18 protein-coding genes and 1 riboswitch are annotated in these 21,697 nt (G+C 71.8%); of the genes, 10 read left to right on the forward strand and 8 right to left on the reverse strand.

The annotated features are described in order from the left end of the window. Positions 1 to 6: 6 nt before the first annotated feature. Positions 7 to 447, reverse strand: a complete 441-nt coding sequence (locus tag ACFRAC_RS18330) for a winged helix-turn-helix transcriptional regulator (protein WP_382924882.1) — start codon at positions 445 to 447, stop codon at positions 7 to 9. 89 nt (positions 448 to 536) lie between these two features. Here ACFRAC_RS18330 and ACFRAC_RS18335 point away from each other — a divergent pair, with 89 nt between their 5' ends. The 4 genes from ACFRAC_RS18335 to ACFRAC_RS18350 all read left to right on the forward strand — a co-directional run bounded on the left by ACFRAC_RS18335 (position 537) and on the right by ACFRAC_RS18350 (position 4,187). Further along, on the forward strand, positions 537 to 1,391 hold the full coding sequence (locus tag ACFRAC_RS18335; protein ID WP_382924883.1) for an SDR family oxidoreductase: 855 nt from the start codon (positions 537 to 539) through the stop codon (positions 1,389 to 1,391). Between the two features lie 166 nt (positions 1,392 to 1,557). Continuing rightward, positions 1,558 to 2,520, forward strand: a complete 963-nt coding sequence (rarD, locus tag ACFRAC_RS18340) for an EamA family transporter RarD (protein WP_382924884.1) — start codon at positions 1,558 to 1,560, stop codon at positions 2,518 to 2,520. 103 nt (positions 2,521 to 2,623) lie between these two features. Beyond that, entirely contained in the window at positions 2,624 to 3,100 is a 477-nt protein-coding gene (locus ACFRAC_RS18345) for a VOC family protein (protein ID WP_382924885.1), read from the forward strand. 139 nt (positions 3,101 to 3,239) lie between these two features. Further along, positions 3,240 to 4,187 carry a M28 family metallopeptidase gene (locus ACFRAC_RS18350; RefSeq protein ID WP_382924886.1) on the forward strand — a complete coding sequence of 316 codons (948 nt, stop codon included), beginning with the start codon at positions 3,240 to 3,242 and terminating at the stop codon, positions 4,185 to 4,187. Positions 4,188 to 4,360: 173 nt separating this feature from the next. Here the strand turns inward: ACFRAC_RS18350 and ACFRAC_RS18355 are convergent, their stop codons facing one another. Then, positions 4,361 to 5,695 carry a tetratricopeptide repeat protein gene (locus ACFRAC_RS18355; protein ID WP_382924887.1) on the reverse strand — a complete coding sequence of 445 codons (1,335 nt, stop codon included), beginning with the start codon at positions 5,693 to 5,695 and terminating at the stop codon, positions 4,361 to 4,363. A 214-nt stretch (positions 5,696 to 5,909) separates the two neighbouring features. Here ACFRAC_RS18355 and ACFRAC_RS18360 point away from each other — a divergent pair, with 214 nt between their 5' ends. From ACFRAC_RS18360 to ACFRAC_RS18370, 3 genes are all read left to right on the forward strand, one after another. Further along, on the forward strand, positions 5,910 to 6,449 hold the full coding sequence (locus ACFRAC_RS18360; RefSeq protein ID WP_382924888.1) for a DUF6668 family protein: 540 nt from the start codon (positions 5,910 to 5,912) through the stop codon (positions 6,447 to 6,449). A gap of 3 nt (positions 6,450 to 6,452) precedes the next feature. Beyond that, entirely contained in the window at positions 6,453 to 7,673 is a 1,221-nt protein-coding gene (locus tag ACFRAC_RS18365) for an amidase (RefSeq protein WP_382924889.1), read from the forward strand. A gap of 71 nt (positions 7,674 to 7,744) precedes the next feature. After that, entirely contained in the window at positions 7,745 to 8,329 is a 585-nt protein-coding gene (locus tag ACFRAC_RS18370) for a flavodoxin family protein (protein ID WP_382924890.1), read from the forward strand. Positions 8,330 to 8,386: 57 nt separating this feature from the next. Here ACFRAC_RS18370 and ACFRAC_RS18375 read toward each other — a convergent pair whose 3' ends face one another. Together ACFRAC_RS18375 and ACFRAC_RS18380 are read right to left on the reverse strand one after the other, a co-directional pair. Continuing rightward, positions 8,387 to 9,670, reverse strand: a complete 1,284-nt coding sequence (locus tag ACFRAC_RS18375) for an outer membrane lipoprotein carrier protein LolA (protein ID WP_382924891.1) — start codon at positions 9,668 to 9,670, stop codon at positions 8,387 to 8,389. Positions 9,671 to 9,971: 301 nt separating this feature from the next. Further along, positions 9,972 to 10,982 (reverse strand): polyprenyl synthetase family protein, encoded by a 1,011-nt coding sequence (locus ACFRAC_RS18380; RefSeq protein ID WP_382924892.1) that lies wholly within the window; start codon positions 10,980 to 10,982, stop codon positions 9,972 to 9,974. 777 nt (positions 10,983 to 11,759) lie between these two features. Further along, positions 11,760 to 11,936, forward strand: a riboswitch (cyclic di-AMP (ydaO/yuaA leader). Between the two features lie 4 nt (positions 11,937 to 11,940). Here ACFRAC_RS18380 and ACFRAC_RS18385 point away from each other — a divergent pair. Further along, positions 11,941 to 12,675: a transglycosylase SLT domain-containing protein gene (locus tag ACFRAC_RS18385; RefSeq protein ID WP_382924893.1), complete on the forward strand. Its 735-nt coding sequence runs from the start codon at positions 11,941 to 11,943 to the stop codon at positions 12,673 to 12,675. A 49-nt stretch (positions 12,676 to 12,724) separates the two neighbouring features. On the opposite strand, the gene ACFRAC_RS18390 is transcribed toward ACFRAC_RS18385, so the two are convergent. After that, a complete protein-coding gene (locus ACFRAC_RS18390) occupies positions 12,725 to 13,555 on the reverse strand; it encodes an HAD family hydrolase (RefSeq protein ID WP_382924894.1) in 831 nt (276 codons plus the stop codon). A 334-nt stretch (positions 13,556 to 13,889) separates the two neighbouring features. Between ACFRAC_RS18390 and fahA the strand changes: the two genes are divergently transcribed. Next, complete coding sequence (gene fahA / locus ACFRAC_RS18395; protein ID WP_382924895.1) at positions 13,890 to 15,110, forward strand: fumarylacetoacetase; 1,221 nt, start codon at positions 13,890 to 13,892, stop codon at positions 15,108 to 15,110. 182 nt (positions 15,111 to 15,292) lie between these two features. Beyond that, positions 15,293 to 16,231 (forward strand): M56 family metallopeptidase, encoded by a 939-nt coding sequence (locus ACFRAC_RS18400; RefSeq protein WP_361348470.1) that lies wholly within the window; start codon positions 15,293 to 15,295, stop codon positions 16,229 to 16,231. A 99-nt stretch (positions 16,232 to 16,330) separates the two neighbouring features. Here the strand turns inward: ACFRAC_RS18400 and recQ are convergent, their stop codons facing one another. From recQ to ACFRAC_RS18415, 3 genes are all read right to left on the reverse strand, one after another. Continuing rightward, a complete protein-coding gene (gene recQ / locus ACFRAC_RS18405) occupies positions 16,331 to 18,328 on the reverse strand; it encodes a DNA helicase RecQ (protein WP_382924974.1) in 1,998 nt (665 codons plus the stop codon). 151 nt (positions 18,329 to 18,479) lie between these two features. After that, positions 18,480 to 20,129 (reverse strand): NADH-quinone oxidoreductase subunit NuoN, encoded by a 1,650-nt coding sequence (nuoN, locus tag ACFRAC_RS18410; RefSeq protein WP_382924896.1) that lies wholly within the window; start codon positions 20,127 to 20,129, stop codon positions 18,480 to 18,482. After that, the gene (locus ACFRAC_RS18415) at positions 20,126 to 21,697 is read right to left on the reverse strand and encodes an NADH-quinone oxidoreductase subunit M (RefSeq protein ID WP_382924897.1); all 1,572 of its coding nucleotides are present in this window, start codon (positions 21,695 to 21,697) and stop codon (positions 20,126 to 20,128) included. The genes nuoN and ACFRAC_RS18415 overlap by 4 nt, the downstream gene beginning before the upstream one ends.

Raw genomic sequence — 21,697 nt, forward strand, 5'->3', positions numbered from 1 at the left:
GAGCCCTCAGTCCTGCCCGGCGGCCGCCTCGCTCCTGCCGCTGTCGTAGGCGGCGCGAGCCCGCTCCACGTCGTCCATCCGGCGCTCGGTCCACAGGGCGAGGGCGCGCACCTGCTCGGCGGCCTCGCGGCCGAGGTCGGTCAGGGAGTAGTCGACCCTCGGCGGGATCACCGGTTTGGCGTCGCGGTGGACGAGGCCGTCGCGTTCCAGGGTCTGGAGCGTCTGGGTGAGCATCTTCTCGCTGACGCGCCCGATCGTCCGGCGCAGTTCGCCGAAGCGGTACGGACGGTCGAGCAGTTCCATCAGGACGAGGACGCCCCAGCGGCTGGTGACGTGCTCCAGCACCAGGCGGTACGGGCACATCTCCTCGCGGTCCGTGTACTTGCCGGGAGCCGTACGGGACCCGCGGGGTGTGCTCGGTACAATCGACACAGTACTTACTGCCATGCCCGTACCTTACTTCAAAGTGGGTACTTTCCAAGAGTTAGCGCCACTCCTAGGGTTGGTGGCACCACACCCCACAAGGAGTTCTGATCATGAGCATCGTCGTCACCGGAGCCACCGGGCACCTGGGCCGCCACGTCGTGGAGCAGCTGCTGGAGAAGGTGCCGGCCGACCAGGTCACCGCCGTCGCCCGCACCCCCGAGAAGGTGGCCGACCTCGCCGAACGCGGCGTCCGGGTCGCCGTCGCCGACTACAACGCACCGGAGACCTTCGACGGGCTGTTCGCCGCCGGCGACAAGGTGCTGCTCATCTCGGGCAGCGAGGTCGGCAACGACCGGGTCGGCCAGCACCGGACGGTCATCGAGGCCGCGAAGGCCGCCGGCGTCGCCCTCCTCGCCTACACCAGCGCCCCCGGCACCCTGACCGCCGCCCTCGCCGACGACCACCGGGCCACCGAGGAGGTGCTGCTCGCGTCGGGCGTGCCGTACGTGCTGCTGCGCAACGGCTGGTACCACGAGAACTACACCGAGAACCTCGCTCCGGTCCTGGAGCACAACGCCGTCACGCACGCCGCCGGTGACGGCCGCATCTCCTCCGCCGCCCGCGCCGACTACGCGGCCGCCGCCGTCGCCGTGCTGACCGGTGAGGGACACGAGAACACCACGTACGAGCTGGGCGGCGACGTCGCCTGGAGCATGGGCGAGTACGCGGCGGAGCTGAGCCGGCAGACCGGCCGGGAGATCGCCGACAACCCCGTCTCCGCCGAGGTCCTGACCGGCATCCTGACCGGCGCCGGGGTCCCCGCGCCGTTCGCCGCGGTCCTGGCGGGCGTGGACAGCTCGGTCGCCAAGGGCGAGCTCGTCGTCGACAGCGGTGACCTCTCCCGTCTGGCGGGCCGTCCGACCACGCCGCTCGCCGACGCGATCGCCGACGCGCTCAAGAACTGAGCCCCCGGGCGGCCTCGCCCGCCCCGGAGGCACGGCTCGTCCGGCCCGACCCCCGGCTGTCATGACCGTATTGCGATACGGACATGACAGCCGGGGGTCTTCGGCGTTACCTTCGAGCAGGTCGCGGCAGGGGCTGCGGCCAGGGTGAGAGCGTGAGGGAGGGACCGTGGCCGGGAAGTCCAGGGGCGAGCGGCACATAGGGCTGCTGAACGGATTCGCGGCCTACGGCATGTGGGGGCTGGTCCCCCTCTTCTGGCCGCTGCTCAAGCCGGCCGGAGCCCTCGAGATCCTCGCCCACCGGATGGCGTGGTCCCTGGTGTTCGTCGCGGTCGCCCTCGTCTTCGTGCGGCGCTGGGCCTGGGCGGGCGAGTTGCTGCGGCAGCCCCGGCGGCTCGCTCTGGTCGCGGTGGCCGCCGCGGTGATCACGGTCAATTGGGGCGTCTACATCTGGTCCGTGAACTCGGGCCATGTGGTCGAGGCGTCGCTCGGGTACTTCATCAACCCGCTCGTCACCATCGCCATGGGTGTGCTGCTCCTGAAGGAACGGCTGCGGCCGGTGCAGTGGGCGGCGGTCGGGATCGGCTTCGCCGCGGTCGTCGTCCTCACGGTCGGCTACGGCCGGCCGCCGTGGATCTCCCTCACCCTCGCCTTCTCCTTCGCCACCTACGGGCTCGTGAAGAAGAAGGTCAATCTCGGCGGGGTGGAGTCGCTGGCCGCCGAGACGGCCATCCAGTTCCTGCCCGCCGTGGCCTACCTGGTGTGGCTCTCGGCGCAGGGCCAGGCGACGTTCGCGACGGAGGGCACCGGGCACATGGCCCTGCTCGCGGCCACGGGCGTCGTCACCGCCCTGCCGCTCGTCTGCTTCGGCGCGGCGGCGATCCGCGTGCCGCTGTCGACGCTGGGCCTGCTGCAGTACCTGGCGCCGGTCTTCCAGTTCCTGCTCGGCATCCTGTACTTCCACGAGGCCATGCCGGTCGAGCGGTGGGCCGGGTTCTCGCTGGTGTGGCTGGCGCTCACGCTGCTCACGGCGGACGCGTGGCGCGCCGCGCGGCGGGCCAGGGTGGCCGCCGCGATCGCCCGCGCGCCGCGGACGGCGGAGAAGCCGGCCTCGGCGGCCGTGGACGTCTGACGGTCCACCCGGCTTACCGTCTCCACCCGCGCGCAAACGTCTGCTTTACGCCGAGCGGTCCTATCCGTTGCGTCCGGCACGGCCACGCCCTAGAAGTGGTCGCATGACTCAGGAACCCGGGAGCGGGCCCGCCCCGCTGCACTGGAAACTCGTCGTCGACTGCGCCGACCCGCAGGCCCAGGCCGACTTCTGGGCGGCCGCGCTGCACTACGAGGTCGAGGACAACAACGCGCTCATCGAACGGCTGCTGCACCTGGGCGCGCTGCCCAGCGAGGCCACCGTCGAGTTCCACGGCCGGCTCGCGTTCCGCGACCTGGTGGCCGTACGGCATCCGGACGACCCGTACGACGAGGACAGCGGGACCGGTCTGGGGCGCCGGCTGCTGTTCCAGCGGGTGCCGGAGGCGAAGACCGTGAAGAACCGGCTGCACCTGGACGTCCACGCGGCGGACGGACAGCGCGAGGCCGAGGTGGAACGGTTGGAGAAGCTGGGGGCGAGCGTCCTGCGGTGGGTGAGGGAACCGGGCGGCGAGTGGGCGACGATGACGGACCCGGAGGGCAACGAGTTCTGCGTGCAGTGACTCCCGGACCGGTGGGCTTCCTGTCCGAACGGCGCTCTTGACGGAAAGTCAGATTCCGCCTGACCATCCAGGCACCCCATTCACCCGGATCCCCTGTGGCCATCCCACAGGATCCCCCTGGACTTCGGGAGCCCCCCACATGAAGCTCTCCGTCTCCGGGCGCACGACGGCGGCCGGTGCCGTCGCGGTCGCCCTCCTGCTCACCGGCGGATCCGTAGCGGGCGCGACGCCGGGGGCCGAGGCCCTCGCCGCCGCGCCCGACATCCCGGTGGCCAACGTGAAGGCACACCTCGCCCAGTTCCAGTCCATCGCCACCGCCAACGGCGGCAACCGCGCCCACGGCCGCCCCGGCTACAAAGCGTCCCTCGACTACGTGAAGGCCAAGCTGGACGCCGCCGGCTACACGACGACCGTCCAGCAGTTCACGTCGTCCGGCCGCACCGGCTACAACCTGATCGCCGACTGGCCCGGCGGCGACACCGATCAGGTCCTGATGGCCGGCTCGCATCTCGACGGCGTGACCTCAGGACCCGGCATCAACGACAACGGCTCCGGCTCCGCGGCGGTCCTGGAGACCGCGCTCGCGGTGTCCCGGGCCGCCTACCGGCCCGCCAAGCACCTGCGGTTCGCCTGGTGGGGCGCGGAGGAGCTGGGACTCGTCGGCTCCCGCTCCTACGTCAACAACCTGTCCAGCGCCAACCGCGCGAAGATCAGCGGCTATCTGAACTTCGACATGATCGGCTCCCCGAACGCCGGCTACTTCGTCTACGACGACGACCCGGCGATCGAGAAGACGTTCAAGGACTACTTCGCCGGTCTCGGCGTCCCGACGGAGATCGAGACCGAGGGCGACGGCCGCTCCGACCACGCGCCGTTCAAGAGCGCGGGCGTGCCGGTGGGCGGGCTGTTCACCGGGGCCAGCCGCACGAAGACCGCCGCGCAGGCCGCCAAGTGGGGCGGCACGTCGGGGCAGTCCTTCGACCGCTGCTACCACTCGTCCTGCGACACGACGTCCAACATCAACGACACCGCCCTCGACCGCAACAGCGACGCCCTCGCCCACGCGGTGTGGGAGCTGTCCGACTAGGGCGTGTTTCGAAAGTAGCGTCGTCCGCCCGAAGGGCGGGGTCCGCGGCGTCTGGTGCGGTGCATCGCAAGGCGGAGGGTCGTCCGCGTACTGGGCGTACGCGGACGATCCCGACAACGCGGCGAGGCGCCGTGCCAGGCGTCGCGGACCAGACGGGACTTTCGCAACACGCCCTAGGCGCCGGTAGCTCCCCCGGGCCGGGCGGCCCGGGCCGCCCGTGCGGCCAGCCGGTCCATACGGGCCCGGGCCGACTCCAGTTCCTCGGCCTCCTCGGCGGCCGGACCGCCCTCGGCCGCGAGAGCGCTCCACAGGCCGAGGAGGTCTCGGCCCAGGTCCTGCCCCAGGGCCGGGTCCCGGACGGCCCGCCAGGCGGTGGCCGCGCCCTGGAGGCCGCTGTACGCCGCCTCCGCGTCCCCGGCCCGGCGGTACGCCCACGCCACGTCGAGGGACAGGCCGAAGGCGCGCTCCGGCTCTCCCGCCAAGTAGGCGATGTAGGAGGCGAGTTCGCGCATCCGGAGCACTTCGGCGTGGTCGAAGCCCAGCAGGGCCGAGGCCTCGGCCACGGTCCGCCGCACGAGTTCGCCCGCCTCACCGGTCCGTCCCGCGCCCACGGCGTCGTACACCCGTGCCATCGGTTCGGCGAAGGGCGAGGCGTCGGCGGTGGCACCGGGCTGAGCGCCGTCGCCCAGCACGGTCTCGGCGACGGCGTCGAAGCCACGGGGCGGAGCGGGCTGCGGGTCGAGGTCAGGGGCGGAGACCGGGAGCGGGTCGAGGTCAGGGGCGGAGACCGGGAGCGGGTCCGCGTGCGGTACGGCGGGGGCGGTCGGAAGCGGCTGCGGCTCCGGGACGGCGGGCGCGGTCGGAAGCGGCCGCGGCTCCACGGCCATGGCATCCGGGGCCGGCGTAGTCGGGGCAGGCGTGTCCATGGCCGGCGTGTCCGGGGCCGGTGCCTCCATGGACGGCGGCGGTCCGAACTCTCCCAGCGGAGGCGCCACCGTGCCGGGGGCCGCGTCGTCCGTCCGGCCGGACAGCGTACGCAACCGGAACGTGGGCGTCGCGTCCTCCTCGGGCGCCCGCGACAGACGGAGGACCTGGGTGGCCCGATCCTCCTCGGGCCGCGCGGCCTCCGGCTCCCGCGCGGGCTCGGCGGGCGGCACGGGCGCCTCCGCCGTGCGCGGGGGTTCGGTGCGCAGCGGCTCGGCCGTGTAGCGGCTCGAACCGTCCTGCTCCACCCGCAGCGGCACGACGTAGCCGATGCGCTCGTCGTGGACCGTCGCGTACACCGGGTGCCCGGCGGCCACGGCGATCCGCTGGAGGTGGGTCAGCACCGCCCGCTGGATCTCCTCGCCGGGCGCCGCGGTGACGGGCACCCCGCCGATCGACGCGCAGGTGCCCGCGCCGGGCCCGGCGGCGGGGACGCGCACGTCGATCGGCGCCGGCGGCATCGGCCCCCCGGCGGACGCGGCGCGTTTCTGTTCCCGCTTCATCGCGCGGCTGAGACGAGACATCGCTTCCTCACTCGCATGCGCCGGGTAGGCGGTCGTTCAGATCGGACACGTCGTTAACGTCGAAGACGTCGTACACGTACTGTCGAGTCTCTCCGGCCGCGGGCGGCGCGGGCGTCACCGTGACGTCACAGACTCGTTCCAGGAGCTTGTGCCACGTCACGGCCTTCTCATGCCTCACCCCGGGACCGTGGCGTGACGAGGGAGGAGGGCGGGCATGCGCACCGACATGCGCGAACAGCGGGGGCCGTCCGGCCAGGGCCCGGACATCTGGCTCCGCGGACCGGTCCCCCTCCCTGACGACCCGCCTCCCCCGCCCGCCTCCGGCGCCCCCCGGCGCTTCTCGTGGGTCGGTCTGCACGGCGGAGCCGGCGTCACGACCCTCGCGACGGCGTACGGCGGCCGGGACTGCGGGCGTGACTGGCCCGGACCGGACGACCCGCGCTCCGTGCTGCTCGTCGCGCGCACCCACGCGTCCGGCCTGGCCGCCGTGCCCGGCGCCCTCGAGCTCTTCCGGCGTGGGACGGCGCCGCGGGGGCTGGACCTCGAGGGCGTCGTCCTGGTCGCGGACGCGCCGGGCCGGCTGCCGCGTCCGCTCGCCGAGCGGGTCCGGGTGATCGAGTCGGTGATCGACGTGTACCAGGTGCCGTGGGTGGCGGACTGGCGTCTGGGCGATCCGGGCGGGCAGCGGGGAGAGCCGCCGAGCCCGCCCGGGCAGCCGGAGGCGCTGGCGCGGCTGACGGGGTACGGGCGCTGACCCATGCCCCCTCCGTCGACCCCCGCCGCCGGGGGATCCGGTTCCGGTCCGGTCTCGGCATGCTCCGCCGTGACGATCGCCTCGGCCGTCCGTGCGGGCGCCGTGCGCGCGGTGGACGTGATCGCGGACGCCCTCGACCGGATCGAGCGCGCCGACCCCGCCGTGTCCGCCTTCGCCGAGGTGTGGGACGAGCGGGCGCGGGCGTGGGCGCGCGATGTGGACGCCCGGATCGACGCGGGCGAACGGCCGCCGCTGGCCGGGGTGCCGATCGGCGTGAAGGGCCGCCGCGGGCTGCGTACGGCGGCCCCGCTGCTCGCGGCGGGATGCGTGCCGGTGGGCGCGACGTCCGTGCCGGGGCCGGGGACCCCGTGGCAGACCTGGGGAGAGGGCCGGTACGGGCCTACGGTCAACCCCTGGCGGCCCGACCGTACGCCAGGCGGCTCGTCGGCCGGTTCGGCGGCGGCGGTCGGGGCCGGGCTGGTGCCGCTCGCCACGGGGAACGACGGCGCCGGTTCGGTGCGCATTCCGGCGGCCTGGTGCGGGGTCGTCGGCCTGAAGGCGACCAACGGGCGCTTCCCCACCCGGGATTCCACGGGACTCATGGCGCCGGGCGTGCTCACGCGCCGCGTGGCGGACGCGGTGGCCTACTGGGCCGTGGTGTCCGGCGACGCGCCCTCCCGCCCCTACGGCCCGCCCGTCCCGGCCGCCCTCTGGTCCCCCGACCTGGGCTTCGCCTCCCCCGACCCGGAGGTCGTGGCGGTGGCACACGCGGCCGCCGTACGACTCCACGAAGCCGGTGTGGTGCGGCTGCTCTTGGACGCGGGGGACGTGTTCCGGCTCGACGACCCGGCCCCGGCGTGGCTCGCCCTGCGCGGGTCCGGGGCCGGCCCCTCCCCCGAGGCCGCCCGGCGCCTGCGGGCGGGCAACGACCGCCGGCTCGCCGCTCTCTTCCGCCGGACGCACCTGCTCCTGACACCGACGGCCCCCACACCGCCGCACGGTCACCAGGGTCCCGGCGAGCGGTACTCGACCGCGCTCACCTGGGCGTTCAACCTGAGCGGGCATCCGGCGATCAGCATTCCGGCCGGATTCGGGCCGGACGGCTGCCCCGTGGGGCTCCAACTGGTGGCGGCACACGGGCAGGAGACGGCGCTGCTCGCGGTGGCGGAGGCGGCCGAGGCCACGCTCGGCCCCTGGACGCCAGCTACTTGCGTACGCATATAATGCAACTGCACTTAATGCAGACGCTATTAATCGCCGTGCGCTCCGTTCCGCGCGTGTTCACTGGGGGACCCATGACCCGCCGCTTCCTGTTCGTCCTCGGCAGCAGCCGCCCCGACGGCAACACCGAACTGCTGGCCCGCCGGGCCGCCGAGCAACTGCCCGAGGGTGTGGAACAGCAGTGGATCGACCTCGCGGCACATCCATTGCCCGACTTCGAGGACCTGCGCCACGACAGCGACCACGTGCGGCCGACGGAGGGGAACGCGGCCGTACTGCTCGACGCCACCCTCGCGGCCACGGACGTCGTGATCGTCTCGCCGCTGTACTGGTACTCGGTGTCCGCGCACGTCAAGCGCTACCTCGACCACTGGTCGGGCTGGCTGCGCACGCCCTGCGTCGACTTCAAGGACACCCTGGCCGGGCGCACGCTCTGGGGCGTGACCGCGCTCGCCCACGAGGAGCAGGTGGTCGCCGACCCGCTGATCGGCACCCTCAACAACTCGGCCGCCTACATGGGGATGCGCTTCGGCGGGGTGCTGCTCGGCAACGGCAGCAAGCCCGGGGACGTGCTGCGGGACGCCGGGGCCCTGAGCCGGGCCAAGACGTTCTTCGCCCAGGACGCGCCGCTCGCCCGCTTCGCGTACCGGACGGACTGAGCGCCACTCGGTGATGCCCTGTGACGGCGGCCCGGCCCCGAGGCCGGGCCGCTCGCCTCACTTGGCCGAGTCGGCCGCCTTCACGAGCGTGGCCTTGTCGACGGCGCCGACGTAGACCTTGCCGTCGTCGGTGACGAGGGCGTTGATCAGGCGCGTCGAGAACACCGTGCCCGAACCGAACTTCCCGGTGGCCTTGTCGCCCAGGGAGTCGAGGAAGCCGCCCAGGTCGCCACCGGCCTCGGCGCCCGAGGGAACGCCCGCGCCGCCGGTGTCGAAGACCGCCACCGTGTTCCAGCCCTCGCCGATGATCTGGGGACCGTCCTCGGGGCCCTTCGAACCCTTCGAACCCGCGGAGTCCTTGGAGCCGAACTTCTTCTCGAACTCCTTGCGGACGTCGTCCTCGGACCTGCCCTCGCCGTGCCGCGGGGCGGCCTTGTCCACGTCGCCCTCCTCGGTGACCTTCGCACCCTTGGGCGGGGTGAAGTCGAAGGTGGAGGCGGCGGGCTTGGCGAAGCTGACCTGGGTGAAGCCGGCGTCGACCACGGCGGCGCCACCGCTGGACGGGGTCAGCGTGAACTTCAGCGGCAGCCCGGTCTTCGCGTCCACGGCCACCGTGATCGCGCCGACCGTGGTGCCCGACTGCTTCGGCTTGATGAGCAGCCGGTAGGCGTCCCGGCCGGCGACGTGCGCGGTGCCGTCGACGGTGACCGACGTCGTGTCGTCGACCGCCTTCAGCGCCTCCTCGGTGAGCTCCTTGGGAGTGGCGGGAACCTCGTCGAGCTTCCCGTGGCCCTTGGCCTTCTCCCGCCCGGCCTCGTCGACGGTGGCGTGGAAGACCTCGTCCGACTCGCTGTCGTAGCCCCAGACGTCCTTGCCGTCGTGGATGAGGCTGTACTCGGAGGCGTTGTCCAGCAGGGACAGCTTCTGCCGGTCGTCGCCGTCGACGGCGACCCGCAGCGTGTGCGTGCCGGAGGCCAGCTCGGTCAGCTTCGCCGAGGGGTCGGCGGACGAGCCGCCGCCCGAGCCCGATCCGGTGAGGCCCGAGGTGAGACCCGACTCCAGCCCGCCGAGGTCCGGCAGCCCCAGATCCGTGGTGATCTTGAACGTGCCGGACAGCTGCTGCACGTCCGACTTGGCGATCTTTTCGACCAGTTGCTGCGCGGTGAGGTCCGGCAGGTCCGGGTCCCCGGCGTCGGCGAGCGCCGGGACCAGCCCGATCGTCGCCGCCGCGATCCCCACCACCGTGACCGGGACGACGTACCGAGCGGCCTTGCGCCGGCCCGCGCGCAGGTCGTCGCCCTCCCCTGCGGTCGTACTGTCGTCGACTTCGTACGGTGCCATGTGTGCCCTACCTCCGTCGTCGGCGGCGGCCGTCCGTTCGTCTGTCGCCCGCGAGTCTCACGACCCGGCAAGGTCCACCCCTGAGCCGCCATTCTCACCCGAATCGGTGAGGAGTGGTGTTTCCGTGATGTCCATCTGACCAGATGGGGCAGGGAGTTTCGTCAACCTGCGGAGCCAACTCCGTGTACACCTGCGGTATGACGCCGCAGGGGTGGACCTCCCCCGACCCGTAGGGGTCGGGGGGTGAGGCGGGGAGAGGAACGGTGGCCGCGGGGCAGTCCCGCGGCAGGGACGCCGGGCTTCAGCCGGCCCGGTGCACGACGGCGTCGCACAGCTCCATCAGGGCGGCCTTCGCGTCGTTCTCCGGCAGGGGCGCCAGCGCGGCGCGCGCGTCCTCCGCGTAGCGGACCGTGTCCCGCCGGGCGTGCTCCAGCGCCGGGTGCTCACGCAGGGCGGCCAGCGCCTCGGCGAGCCGGGCGTCGTCGCTCAGGTCGGAGTCCAGCAGCTCGCACAGGGCGATGTCCTCGGGCAGCCCCAGACGCTCCGCGCGCTCCCGCAGCCGCAGCACCGGCAGGGTCGGGATGCCCTCGCGCAGATCGGTGCCGGGCGTCTTCCCGGACTCGTGGGAGTCGCTCGCGATGTCCAGGACGTCGTCCGCGAGCTGGAAGGCGACGCCGAGCCGCTCCCCGTACTGGGTGAGCACGTCGACCATGGTCTCGTCGGCGCCCGACATCATCGCCCCGAAGCGGCAGGAGACCGCCACCAGCGACCCGGTCTTGCCGCTCAGCACGTCGAGGTAGTGCTCCACGGGGTCCCGGCCGTCCTGCGGCCCGGCCGTCTCCAGGATCTGGCCCGTGACCAGCCGCTCGAACGCCTCCGCCTGCACCCGCACCGCCTCGGGCCCGAGGTCGGCCAGGATGTGCGAGGCGCGCGCGAAGAGGAAGTCGCCGGTGAGGACCGCGACGGAGTTCCCCCAGCGGGTGTTCGCGCTGTCGACACCGCGCCGGACCTCGGCCTCGTCCATCACGTCGTCGTGGTACAGCGTCGCCAGATGGGTCAGCTCCACCACCACGGCCGACGGCACGATCCCCGGGGCATACGGGTCCCCGAAGCGCGCGGCGAGCATCACCAGCAGCGGCCGGAAGCGCTTCCCGCCCGCCCGCACCAGGTGCTGGGCGGCTCCGGTGATGAAGGGGACCTCACTCTTGGTGGCTTCGAGCAGTCCCTCCTCGACAGCCGCCAATCCGGCCTGGACATCGGCTTCCAGAGCCTGGTCCCGCACGCTCAGCCCGAACGGCCCGACGACGGTCACGAGGGGTCTCCTGTCTGCTGGTGTCTTTCGGCTGGTTACACGGTTTGTCGATAGGTCGCTGCCATCACTCAAGTCAGCGTATCCGGTCACGTTTCGATCACCGATGCCGCCCACCCGTCCACCACGGGCGACATCGGTTCACGGTCGGTATGTTTTTTGATCACCCGATAAGGACGGACATTCATCGTTTTATCGGCGCGTCACTGTGTGTAGCCGCCCACTCCCCCATCCTTTCCCGAACCGAAACTGCGTTCGACTCTTCGAGGGATGCACCGCGGGCCCGCGCGACACCCCCGCCCCCGTCTACCCCGACCCGCCCTCCGGACGCCTCCACGCCTCCTCAACGACCGACACGAAGGGCGAGGTTCCTGCGCGCCGGCACCCCGGGCGCGTCGCCACCCTTTCGCACCTTTTGCTCCACACCCACAAAACGGACTCTCCGGACTCAAGGGGCAGATGGGCGCGTTGACGGTGAGCTTTCCACGTGTAGGCAATAACAGGGTAGTTGGAATCATTGCCCGATTTGCCGCTGTTGTGATCGCCGTGAGTTGGGTCACGCGGCCCCAGATCGGCCCCTCCGCCGCCGGAGCCCGTCGACCCCTTGCCACAAAAGCGAGTTGAGAATTGGCAACCGCAAAGGATCAAGCGCCTCATACGCCTCAGACCATGGTCAACTAGCACGTCAGGTGCTTGCGGCACTTGTTCCACACATGTGCTGTCGCATACGTTCCCGCTCTGTCGGGCGGACGCCGAATCCTGCCGCCGCCCGAGTCATCCACCTACACAACGCACTCGCACGGCAGGAGCGGGGGACCCAGGTAAGTCGCCGTACCGCACGCCTCGATGGCGCGCCGGGACGGCTAGGGGTGAAGTCACGTCGTCCTACGGCGGCGTGGCCGGGCATCTCCCGCCCGAACCCGACAGCTCACCTCGCAGGCGCCGGAGAGGAAACAGCGCCATGTCCCGAGGCCAGCACCGCCGCACCCGTACCAGCCCGTTCGCCCGGCGCGTCATCGCCGCCGGAGCCGGTACCGCCGCTCTCGCGCTCCCCCTGCTGGGCGCGACCACCGCGAGCGCCGCCGAGCCCGCCAAGGCCCCCACCGTGGCCACGGTCGGCTCCGTCAGCTACACCACCAAGAAGGGCGACACCCTGTACGGGATCGCCGACCGCTACGACGCCCAGGGCGGCTGGCGGCAGCTCTACAAGGACAACCGCAAGGCCATCGGCGACGACCCCCGGCTGATCCACCCGGGTGTCGACCTGAAGGTCCGGAGCACGAAGAAGGCCGAGCCGTCGAAGGCGAGCACGGCGTCCGCCCCCGTCAAGGAGTCCGCCGTCGCCCAGGCCACCCAGGCCTCCGCGAAGACGTACGCCGACAACCTCGACGGCTGGATCCGCGAGGCGCTCGACATCATGGCGCAGAAGGGGATCCCCGGTTCCTACGAGGGCATCCACCGCAACATCATGCGTGAGTCGTCGGGCAACCCGGCCGCCATCAACAACTGGGACTCCAACGCGATCGCGGGCACCCCGTCCAAGGGTCTCCTCCAGGTCATCGACCCCACCTTCGCGACGTACCACGTGCCGGGCACCGCGTACGACCCGTTCGACCCGGTCGCGAACATCACGGCCGCCTGCAACTACGCGGCCGCTCGCTACGGCTCGATCGACAACGTGAACGGCCCCTACTGAGCCGTGCCGGCTCTCCCCCTCCAGTAGGGGAACTTGCGGCAGGGATCCTCTAGTAGGGGAACTCGGCCAGGCTGCGGGCGAACAGTCTCTCGAGGACGACGGCGATGCCGTCGTCCTCGTTGGACAAGGTGATCTCGTCCGCGACCGACTTGAGTTCGGGATGCGCGTTGGCCATCGCCACCCCGTGGGCGGCCCAGTCGAACATGGGGATGTCGTTGGGCATGTCCCCGAAGGCGATGGTCTCGTGCGGACCCAGGCCGAGATGCTCGGCGGCGAGCGCGAGGCCCGTCGCCTTCGTGATGCCGCATGGCTGGAGTTCGACGGTGCCCGGCCCCGACATGGTGACCGTCGCCAGCGAGCCCACCACCGCGCGGGCCGTCACCGCCAACTCGTCGTCCGACAGCGTCGGATGGCGCAGCAGCACCTTGCTGATCGGCTCGCACCACAGGTCGTCGCGATGCCGCACCCGCACCGCCGGCAGCGTGGGGTGGGGCATCAGATAACCCGGCTCGATGAGCGTGAGCCCCTCGACTCCGTCCTGGTCGACGGCCGCGTACACCTGCCCCACCTCGGCCTCGATCTTGCCGAGGGCGGTCTCCGCCAGGTCCCGTTCCAGGGTGATGGACCACAGCAGCCGGTCCTGGCCGGCGTCGTACAGCTGCGCGCCCTGTCCGCACACCGCCAGTCCCCTGCTGCCCATGACCTCCAGGAGGGGCCGCACCCTGGGTGCCGGCCGTCCCGTGACCACGAGGTGCTGGGCGCCGGCCACCGCCGCCTGCGCGAGCGCCACGAGGGACCGGTCGGAGAGTGTGTCGTCACCTCGGAGGAGGGTCCCGTCCAGGTCAGTGGCGATGAGTGAATATGCGATCGGTGCGGCCATGATCAGAGAATACGGACAGGAAGCCCCATCGACTCGACCTGAACCGGACGGCTGCTCTGTTCACATGAGTTGACACCCGTTCCGGTCCCAGTTGTGTCCGAGCGCGCACAACTCGCGCCCGTTTATGGCGGTTTCGCCCCTGCGGGGTCTTCGAGGGCGCTACGGCCGCCGAGTTGGGGCCGCTCGCCCGGTGAGGGGGACGGCCGACCGCGGCAAGCTGGGGGGAAGCCGATCGCCTGCCCGCGGGATTCACCCTGCCCAAGACCGCCACCTCACCCGTAACGTGGGCCCGACCACATGGCTTACGGAGCGTATGAGAGTGAGGCAGTACCCCATGCCCCCCTTCGATCTCCCCGAGGGCGACCCCTTCGGCGCGCACAACCTTCCGTACGGCGTCTTCTCCCTCCCGGGCCCGGACTCCGCGCGCCGGGTGGGCGTCCGGCTCGGCGACCACGTCCTCGACGCGGGGAGGGCGGCCCGGGCGCTCGACTCGCCGTACGCCCCGCTGCTCGCCCAGGAGTCGCTCAACCCACTGCTCGCCGCGGGCCGCACCACCTGGTCGGACGTCCGGCGGGCGCTGACCGCCTGGGTGACCGTCCCGGCGCACCAGGAGGCCATCGCGGACCTGTTCCACCCGCTCTCCTCCGTGACGCTGCACCTTCCGTTCGACGTCGCGGACTACGTCGACTTCTACGCCTCCGAGAACCACGCCCGGAACGTCGGCCAGATCTTCCGCCCGGATGCCGAGGACTCCCTCACCCCCAACTGGAAGCACCTGCCGATCGGCTACCACGGCCGCTCCGGCACGGTGGTGGTCTCCGGCACGGACGTCGTACGGCCCTCGGGCCAGCGCAAGGCCCCCACCGACCCGGCCCCCGTCTTCGGCCCGTCCGTCCGCCTGGACATCGAGGCCGAGGTCGGCTTCGTCGTGGGCAAGCCGTCCGCGATGGGCGCGCCGGTCCCGCTGAGCGACTTCCGTGAGCACGTCTTCGGCCTGTGCCTGCTCAACGACTGGTCGGCGCGTGACATCCAGGCCTGGGAGTACGTCCCCCTCGGCCCGTTCCTCGGCAAGTCCTTCGCCACGTCGGTGTCGGCCTGGATCACCCCGCTGGACGCCCTGGAGGAGGCCACGACGGCGCCGCCCGAGCGCACGCACCCGCTGCTGCCGTACCTCGACGACTCCGGCGACGAGACCGAACCCGGCGGCTACGACCTGCGCATCTCCGTGGCGATCAACGGCCACGTGGTCTCCGAGCCCCCGTTCTCCACCATGTACTGGACGGCCGCCCAGCAGCTCGCCCACATGACGGTGAACGGCGCCTCCCTGCGCACCGGCGACCTGTACGGCTCCGGCACGGTCAGCGGCCCCACCGAGCGTGAGCGCGGTTCCCTCCTGGAGCTGACCTGGAACGGCCGCGATCCGCTGGAACTCCCCGACGGCAAGCGGACGTTCCTCGAGGACGGCGACGTCGTCACTCTGACCGCGTGGGCCCCTGGCCCGGGCGATGTGCGGGTGGGCCTGGGCGAGGTCACCGGACGGATCGTGGCCGGCTGAGGCGCGGCCGCCGGGTGGGCGGAGCCTGCCCGTGGATCCGTCGGCTCTTTCCCGCTGACTGCCGCGGGCCGCACCGTCATACTGGCTGGCGGTGGGAAGCGCATCCCTCGGGGTGCCCGCGGCCCGCCGCCTCGCACCGTCGCCCACGCACTGTCCCCTGACCAGGATCCGGAGCCCCTGGCATGACCGTCTGCCTGCTCCTGCTGAGCATCGTCGGCCTGACGGCCGCCGTTCCCGTTCCGCGCGTCCTGACCCGGGCCGCCTGGCCGGAACGGGACCCCGTGGTCGCGCTGTGGGTGTGGCAGTGCCTCGTCGCCACCGTCCTGCTGTGCTGCGTGACGGCGCTCGCCCTGGGCACCGCCGCCGTCTTCGGCACCGCCCGCGCGCAGCTGTTCGCCCCGGCGCCGGCGTCCGTGACGGAGGCGTACGACCTCTCCGCGGCCCCGGCCTGGGCCGCGCTCCTCACCCTCCTGCTGGCCTGCGGGGCGGCCTGGACGACCGCGATGCTCGGGCGGGAACTGGTCGAGGCGCGCAGGCGGCGCGGCCGTGCGCGGGCCCAGCTGCGTGAGCGCGCCCCCGATCTGCCGGCCGGGCTCGGCTCCACGCGCGGCCCGCTGCTGGTGCTGGAGGACGAGTACCCGGACGCCTGGTGGATGCCGGGCAGTCCGCCGCAGCTGATCGTCACGACCGGTGCCCTGCACCGCCTCACCGACCACCAGCTCGACGCCGTCCTCACCCATGAGCGGGGTCATGCCCGCGCCCACCACGACTGGCTGCTGCACCTGTCCACCGCGCTCGCCACCGGTTTCCCCCGTGTCCCGTTGTTCGCCCACTTCTGCGACCAGACCCACCGCCTGGTCGAGCTCGCCGCCGACGACACGGCCTCCCGCCGCTGCGGCCATCTGACGACGGCCCTGGCCCTGATCGAGCTCAACCAGCACCGGGGCGTGCTGTCCTGCGCCTCCACCCACCGGCTGCTGGGCGAGCGCGTCGACCGCCTCCTCCAGCCGCCCCCGCGTCTGGGCCGCCGCGACCGCGCCCTCACCACGACCCTGGCGACCCTGGTACCGCTCGTCCCCCTGCTGATCACCTTCGCGCCGGGGCTTCTCTCGCTGTCCTAGGGAGAGGCGTCTCCCTCCGGCATCGGCGCGCGCAGGTCGGCGCCAGATGCGCTGGCACCCCTCACCTCACCGCGCGCCCAGGCAGAGGGCGCACCGCCCTCACTGCCAGCCGTCGGGCTCCGGCTCCTCCAGCGGCCAGTCGTCGGGGTCGTCCGGGACGGACTGCGGGGCGGACTGTGGGGCGGACTCGGGTGCCGGTGCGGTCAGGCCGGCCAGTACCTCGACCACCCCTTCTCCGTACGTCATCCGCTTCTTCTCGCCGACGCCGCTGATCCCGCCCAGCTCGGCCACCGAGGTGGGCCACACCGTGGCGATCTCCCGGAGCGTGGCGTCGTGGAAGATGACGTAGGCCGGGACGCCCTGCTCCCGGGCCTGCTCGGCACGCCAGGCGCGCAGGGCCTCGAAGGCCGGGACCAGTTCCTGCGGCAGCTCGGCGACCGCGGCCTTGGCCTTGCGCTCGCCGCGGCCGGATCCGGACGCCGACCGCGCGGTCGCCGGTCGCTTCGGCTCCTTGCGCAGCGGCACCTCCCGCTCCCGCCGCAGCACCGAGCCGCTGTCCTCGGTCAGCACCAGCGTGCCGTACTCCCCCTCGACGGCGAGCAGGCCCTGGGCCAGCAGCTGCCGGATGACGCCGCGCCACTCGCCCTCGGTCAGCTCCTCCCCGATGCCGAACACGGAGAGCTGGTCGTGGTCGAACTGGATCACCTTGGCGGTGCGCCGCCCCAGCAGGATGTCGACGATCTGCAGCGCGCCGAACTTCTGCCCCCGCTCGCGCTGCAGGCGGACGACCGTCGACAGCACCTTCTGCGCGGCCACGGTGCCCTCCCAGGTCTCGGGCGGTGTCAGGCAGCTGTCGCAGTTGCCGCAGGCGCCGGCCTCGGGGTCCTGGCCGAAGTAGGCGAGCAGCTGGGCACGCCGGCACTGGACCGTCTCGCACAGCGCCAGCATCGCGTCCAGGTGCGCGGCCGCGCGGCGCCGGAACGCCTCGTCCCCTTCGCCCAGATGGATCAGCTTGCGCTGCTGGATGACATCGTTGAGGCCGTAGGCCATCCAGGCCGTCGAGGGCAGGCCGTCACGCCCGGCCCGGCCGGTCTCCTGGTAGTAGCCCTCGACGGACTTGGGCAGGTCGAGGTGGGCGACGAACCGGACGTCCGGCTTGTCGATGCCCATGCCGAAGGCGATGGTCGCCACCACGACCAGGCCCTCCTCGCGCAGGAACCGGGACTGGTGCGCCGCGCGGGTGCCCGCGTCGAGGCCCGCGTGGTAGGGGATCGCCTCGATGCCGTTGCGGGTGAGGAACTCGGCGGTCGCGTCGACGGACTTCCGGGACAGGCAGTACACGATGCCCGCGTCGCCCGCGTGCTCCTCGCGCAGGAAGCTCAGCAGCTGCTTCTTCGGGTCGGCCTTCGGCACGATCCGGTACTGGATGTTGGGCCGGTCGAAGCTGGCCACGAAATGCCGGGCGTCCGGCATGTCCAGCCGCTGGGTGATCTCCTGGTGCGTGGCGCGGGTGGCCGTCGCCGTCAGCGCGATCCGCGGCACGTCAGGCCAGCGCTCGCCCAGCAGGGACAGGGAGAGGTAGTCGGGGCGGAAGTCGTGACCCCACTGGGACACGCAGTGCGCCTCGTCGATGGCGAACACCGAGATCTTGCCGCGGGACAGCAGCTCGAGCGTCGCGTCGAGCCGCAGGCGCTCGGGGGCGAGGTAGAGCAGGTCGAGCTCGCCGGCGACGTACTGCGCCTCCATCACGCGGCGCTCGTCGAAGTCCTGCGTGGAGTTGATGAACCCGGCGCGCACGCCGAGCGCCCGCAGGGCGTCCACCTGGTCCTGCATGAGGGCGATCAACGGGGAGACGACCACACCCGTGCCCGGTCTGACCAGGGAGGGGATCTGGTAGCAGAGCGACTTGCCGCCGCCGGTCGGCATGAGCACGACCGCGTCGCCGCCCGCCACGACATGCTCGATGACGGCTTCCTGCTCGCCCCGGAAGGCCTCGTATCCGAAGACCCGGTGCAGCGCGGCCAGCGCCTCGCTGTCGCCTGTCCGGTCCGCCTCGGTCACCGCTGGCATCTCCTTGATCCCGCCCGTCGCACCCATCGTCGTGTCCCCCGCCCGTCGTCCCTCGACCACTGCCTCCACGATAGGGGTCCGCACCGACAGCCCCCGGAGTTGTCCACAGGCTCACCCTCTCGGTACGGGAACGGCCCGGCCTCCCTCAGGGGAAGCCGGGCCGTCCGCGCGGGGTCGGTCAGCGCACGAAGACGCCCGCCTGGCCGGCGAGGTCCAGGAAGTACTGGGGCGCCACGCCCAGCACCAGGGTCACCGCCACGCCGACGCCGATCGCCGTCATCGTCAGCGGGGACGGCACCGCCACCGTCGGTCCCCCGGGCCTCGGCTCGCTGAAGAACATCAGCACGATGACCCGGATGTAGAAGAACGCGGCGATCGCGGACGAGATCACACCGACCACGACCAGCGGGGCCGCCCCGCCCTCGGCCGCCGCCTTGAACACGGCGAACTTCCCGGCGAAGCCGGAGGTCAGCGGAATGCCCGCGAAGGCCAGCAGGAACACCGCGAAGACCGCCGCGACCAGCGGCGAGCGGCGGCCCAGACCGGCCCACTTCGACAGGTGCGTCGCCTCGCCGCCGGCGTCGCGCACCAGCGTCACCACCGCGAACGCGCCGATCGTCACGAACGAGTACGCGGCCAGGTAGAAGAGGACGGACGACACCCCGTCCGGCGTGGTCGCGATGACACCGGCCAGGATGAACCCGGCGTGCGCGATCGACGAGTACGCCAGCAGCCGCTTGATGTCGGTCTGGGTGATCGCGATGATCGCGCCGCCCAGCATGGTGACGATCGCCACGCTCCACATGACCGGCCGCCAGTCCCAGCGCAGACCGGGCAGCACGACGTACAGGATGCGCAGCAGCGCGCCGAACGCGGCCACCTTCGTCGCCGCGGCCATGAACCCGGTCACCGGCGTCGGGGCGCCCTGGTAGACGTCCGGCGTCCACATGTGGAACGGGACCGCGCCCACCTTGAACAGCAGACCCATGACGATCAGCGCCGAGCCGATGAGCAGCAGCGCGTCGTTGCCCATGGTGTCCGCCAGGACCGGGCTGACGTCGGTGGCGGTGCCGTCGACGACCCGCGCGATCGTGCCGTAGGACACGGAGCCCGCGTAGCCGTACAGCAGGGCGATGCCGAACAGGGTGAACGCGGACGCGAAGGCTCCCAGCAGGAAGTACTTGACTGCGGCCTCCTGCGACATGAGCCGCTTGCGGCGGGCCAGCGCGCACATCAGGTACAGCGGGAGGGAGAAGACCTCCAGCGCGATGAACAGCGTCAGCAGGTCGTTGGCCGACGGGAAGATCAGCATGCCCGCGACGGCGAACATCAGCAGGGGGAACACCTCGGTGGTGGTGAACCCCGCCTTCACGGCGGCCTTCTCGCTTTCGCCGCCCGGCACGGACGCGGCCTGCGCGGCGAAGGAGTCGACCCGGTTGCCGTGCGCCGCCGGGTCGAGCCGGCGCTCGGCGAAGGTGAACAGGCCGACGAGGGCCGTCAGCAGGATCGTGCCCTGCAGGAACAGGGCCGGTCCGTCGACGGCGATCGCGCCCATCGCGGCGATGCCCGACTTGGTCGTGGCGTACCCGCCGGCGGCCAGCGCCACGACCGCGGCGAAGGAGGCGACGAGCGCCACGACGGCGGTGAACACCTGCGCGTAGTAGCGGGACCTGCGCGGGACGACGGCTTCGATCAGCACCCCGAGGAGCGCCGCGCCGACGACGATCAGGGTGGGCGAGAGCTGTCCGTACTCGATCTTCGGCGTGTCGATCTTCGAGATCGGATCGGCCGCGGTTGTCCACAGGCTGTGGACGGCTGATGCGCTCACTTGGCCGCCTCCACCTCGGGCTGGGGGTCCTTCTTCTGTACGTCGGACAAGGTCTGCTTGACCGCCGGGTTCACGATGTCGGTGACGGGCTTCGGGTAGACGCCCAGGAAGACCAGCAGGACGACCAGCGGGGCGACGACCGCGATCTCCCGTACCCGGAGGTCCGGCATCGCGGAGACCTCCGGCTTCACCGGGCCCGTCATCGTCCGCTGGTACAGGACGAGGGTGTAGAGCGCGGCGAGCACGATGCCGAAGGTGGCGATGATGCCGATCGCCGGATAGCGCGTGAACGTGCCGACGAGGACCAGGAACTCGCTGACGAACGGCGCGAGACCCGGCAGCGACAGGGTCGCGAGGCCACCGATCAGGAAGGTGCCGGCGAGCACCGGGGCGACCTTCTGCACACCGCCGTAGTCGGCGATGAGCCGCGAGCCGCGCCGCGAGATCAGGAATCCGGCGACCAGCAACAGCACGGCTGTCGAGATGCCGTGGTTCACCATGTAGAGCGTCGCCCCGGACTGGCCCTGGCTGGTCATCGCGAAGATGCCCATGATGATGAAGCCGAAGTGCGAGATCGACGCGTAGGCGATCAGGCGCTTGATGTCCCGCTGGCCGACCGCGAGCAGCGCCCCGTAGATGATGCTGATCAGGGCCAGAACCAGGATGGCGGGCGTGGCCCACTTGCTGGCCTCCGGGAAGAGCTGGAGGCAGAAGCGGAGCATCGCGAAGGTGCCGACCTTGTCGACGACCGCCGTGATGAGGACGGCGACCGGGGCGGTGGCCTCCTGCATCGCGTTCGGCAGCCAGGTGTGCAGCGGCCACAGCGGCGCCTTCACCGCGAAGGCGAAGAAGAAGCCGAGGAACAGCCAGCGTTCGGTGTTCGTCGCCATGTCCAGCGAGCCGTTGGCGCGGGCCTCGGCGATCTCCTGGAGGCTGAAGTTCCCCGCGACGACGTACAGGCCGATCACCGCGGCCAGCATGATCAGTCCGCCGACCAGGTTGTAGAGGAGGAACTTCACCGCCGCGTACGACCGCTGCGTCGACGCCACCTTCTCGCCGTGCTCGTGGGCACGGTCCCCGAAGCCGCCGATGAGGAAGTACATCGGGATGAGCATGGCCTCGAAGAAGATGTAGAAGAGGAAGACGTCGGTGGCCTCGAAGGAGAGGATCACCATCGCCTCGACGGCCAGGATCAGGGCGAAGAAGCCCTGTGTCGGCCGCCACCTCCGGCTTCCCGTCTCCAGCGGGTCGGCGTCGTGCCAGCCCGCGAGGACGATGAACGGGATCAGCAGCGCCGTCAGCGCGACGAGCGCCACCCCGATGCCGTCCACGCCGAGTTCGTAGCGGACCCCGAAGTCGGAGATCCAGGAGTGCGATTCGGTGAGCTGGTAGCGGTCGCCGTCCGGGTCGAACCGGACCAGGACGGCGATCGCGAGGGCGAGTGTGCCGAGGGAGAAGAACAGCGCCAGCCATTTGGCGGCGGTGCGCCGGGCGGCCGGCACGGCGGCCGTGGCGATCGCCCCGATCGCCGGGAGCGCCGCCGTGGCTGTCAGCAGAGGAAAGGACAT

Origin of the sequence: Streptomyces sp. NPDC056628, assembly GCF_042792555.1 — a bacterium.
Taxonomy (GTDB): Bacteria; Actinomycetota; Actinomycetes; order Streptomycetales; family Streptomycetaceae; genus Streptomyces.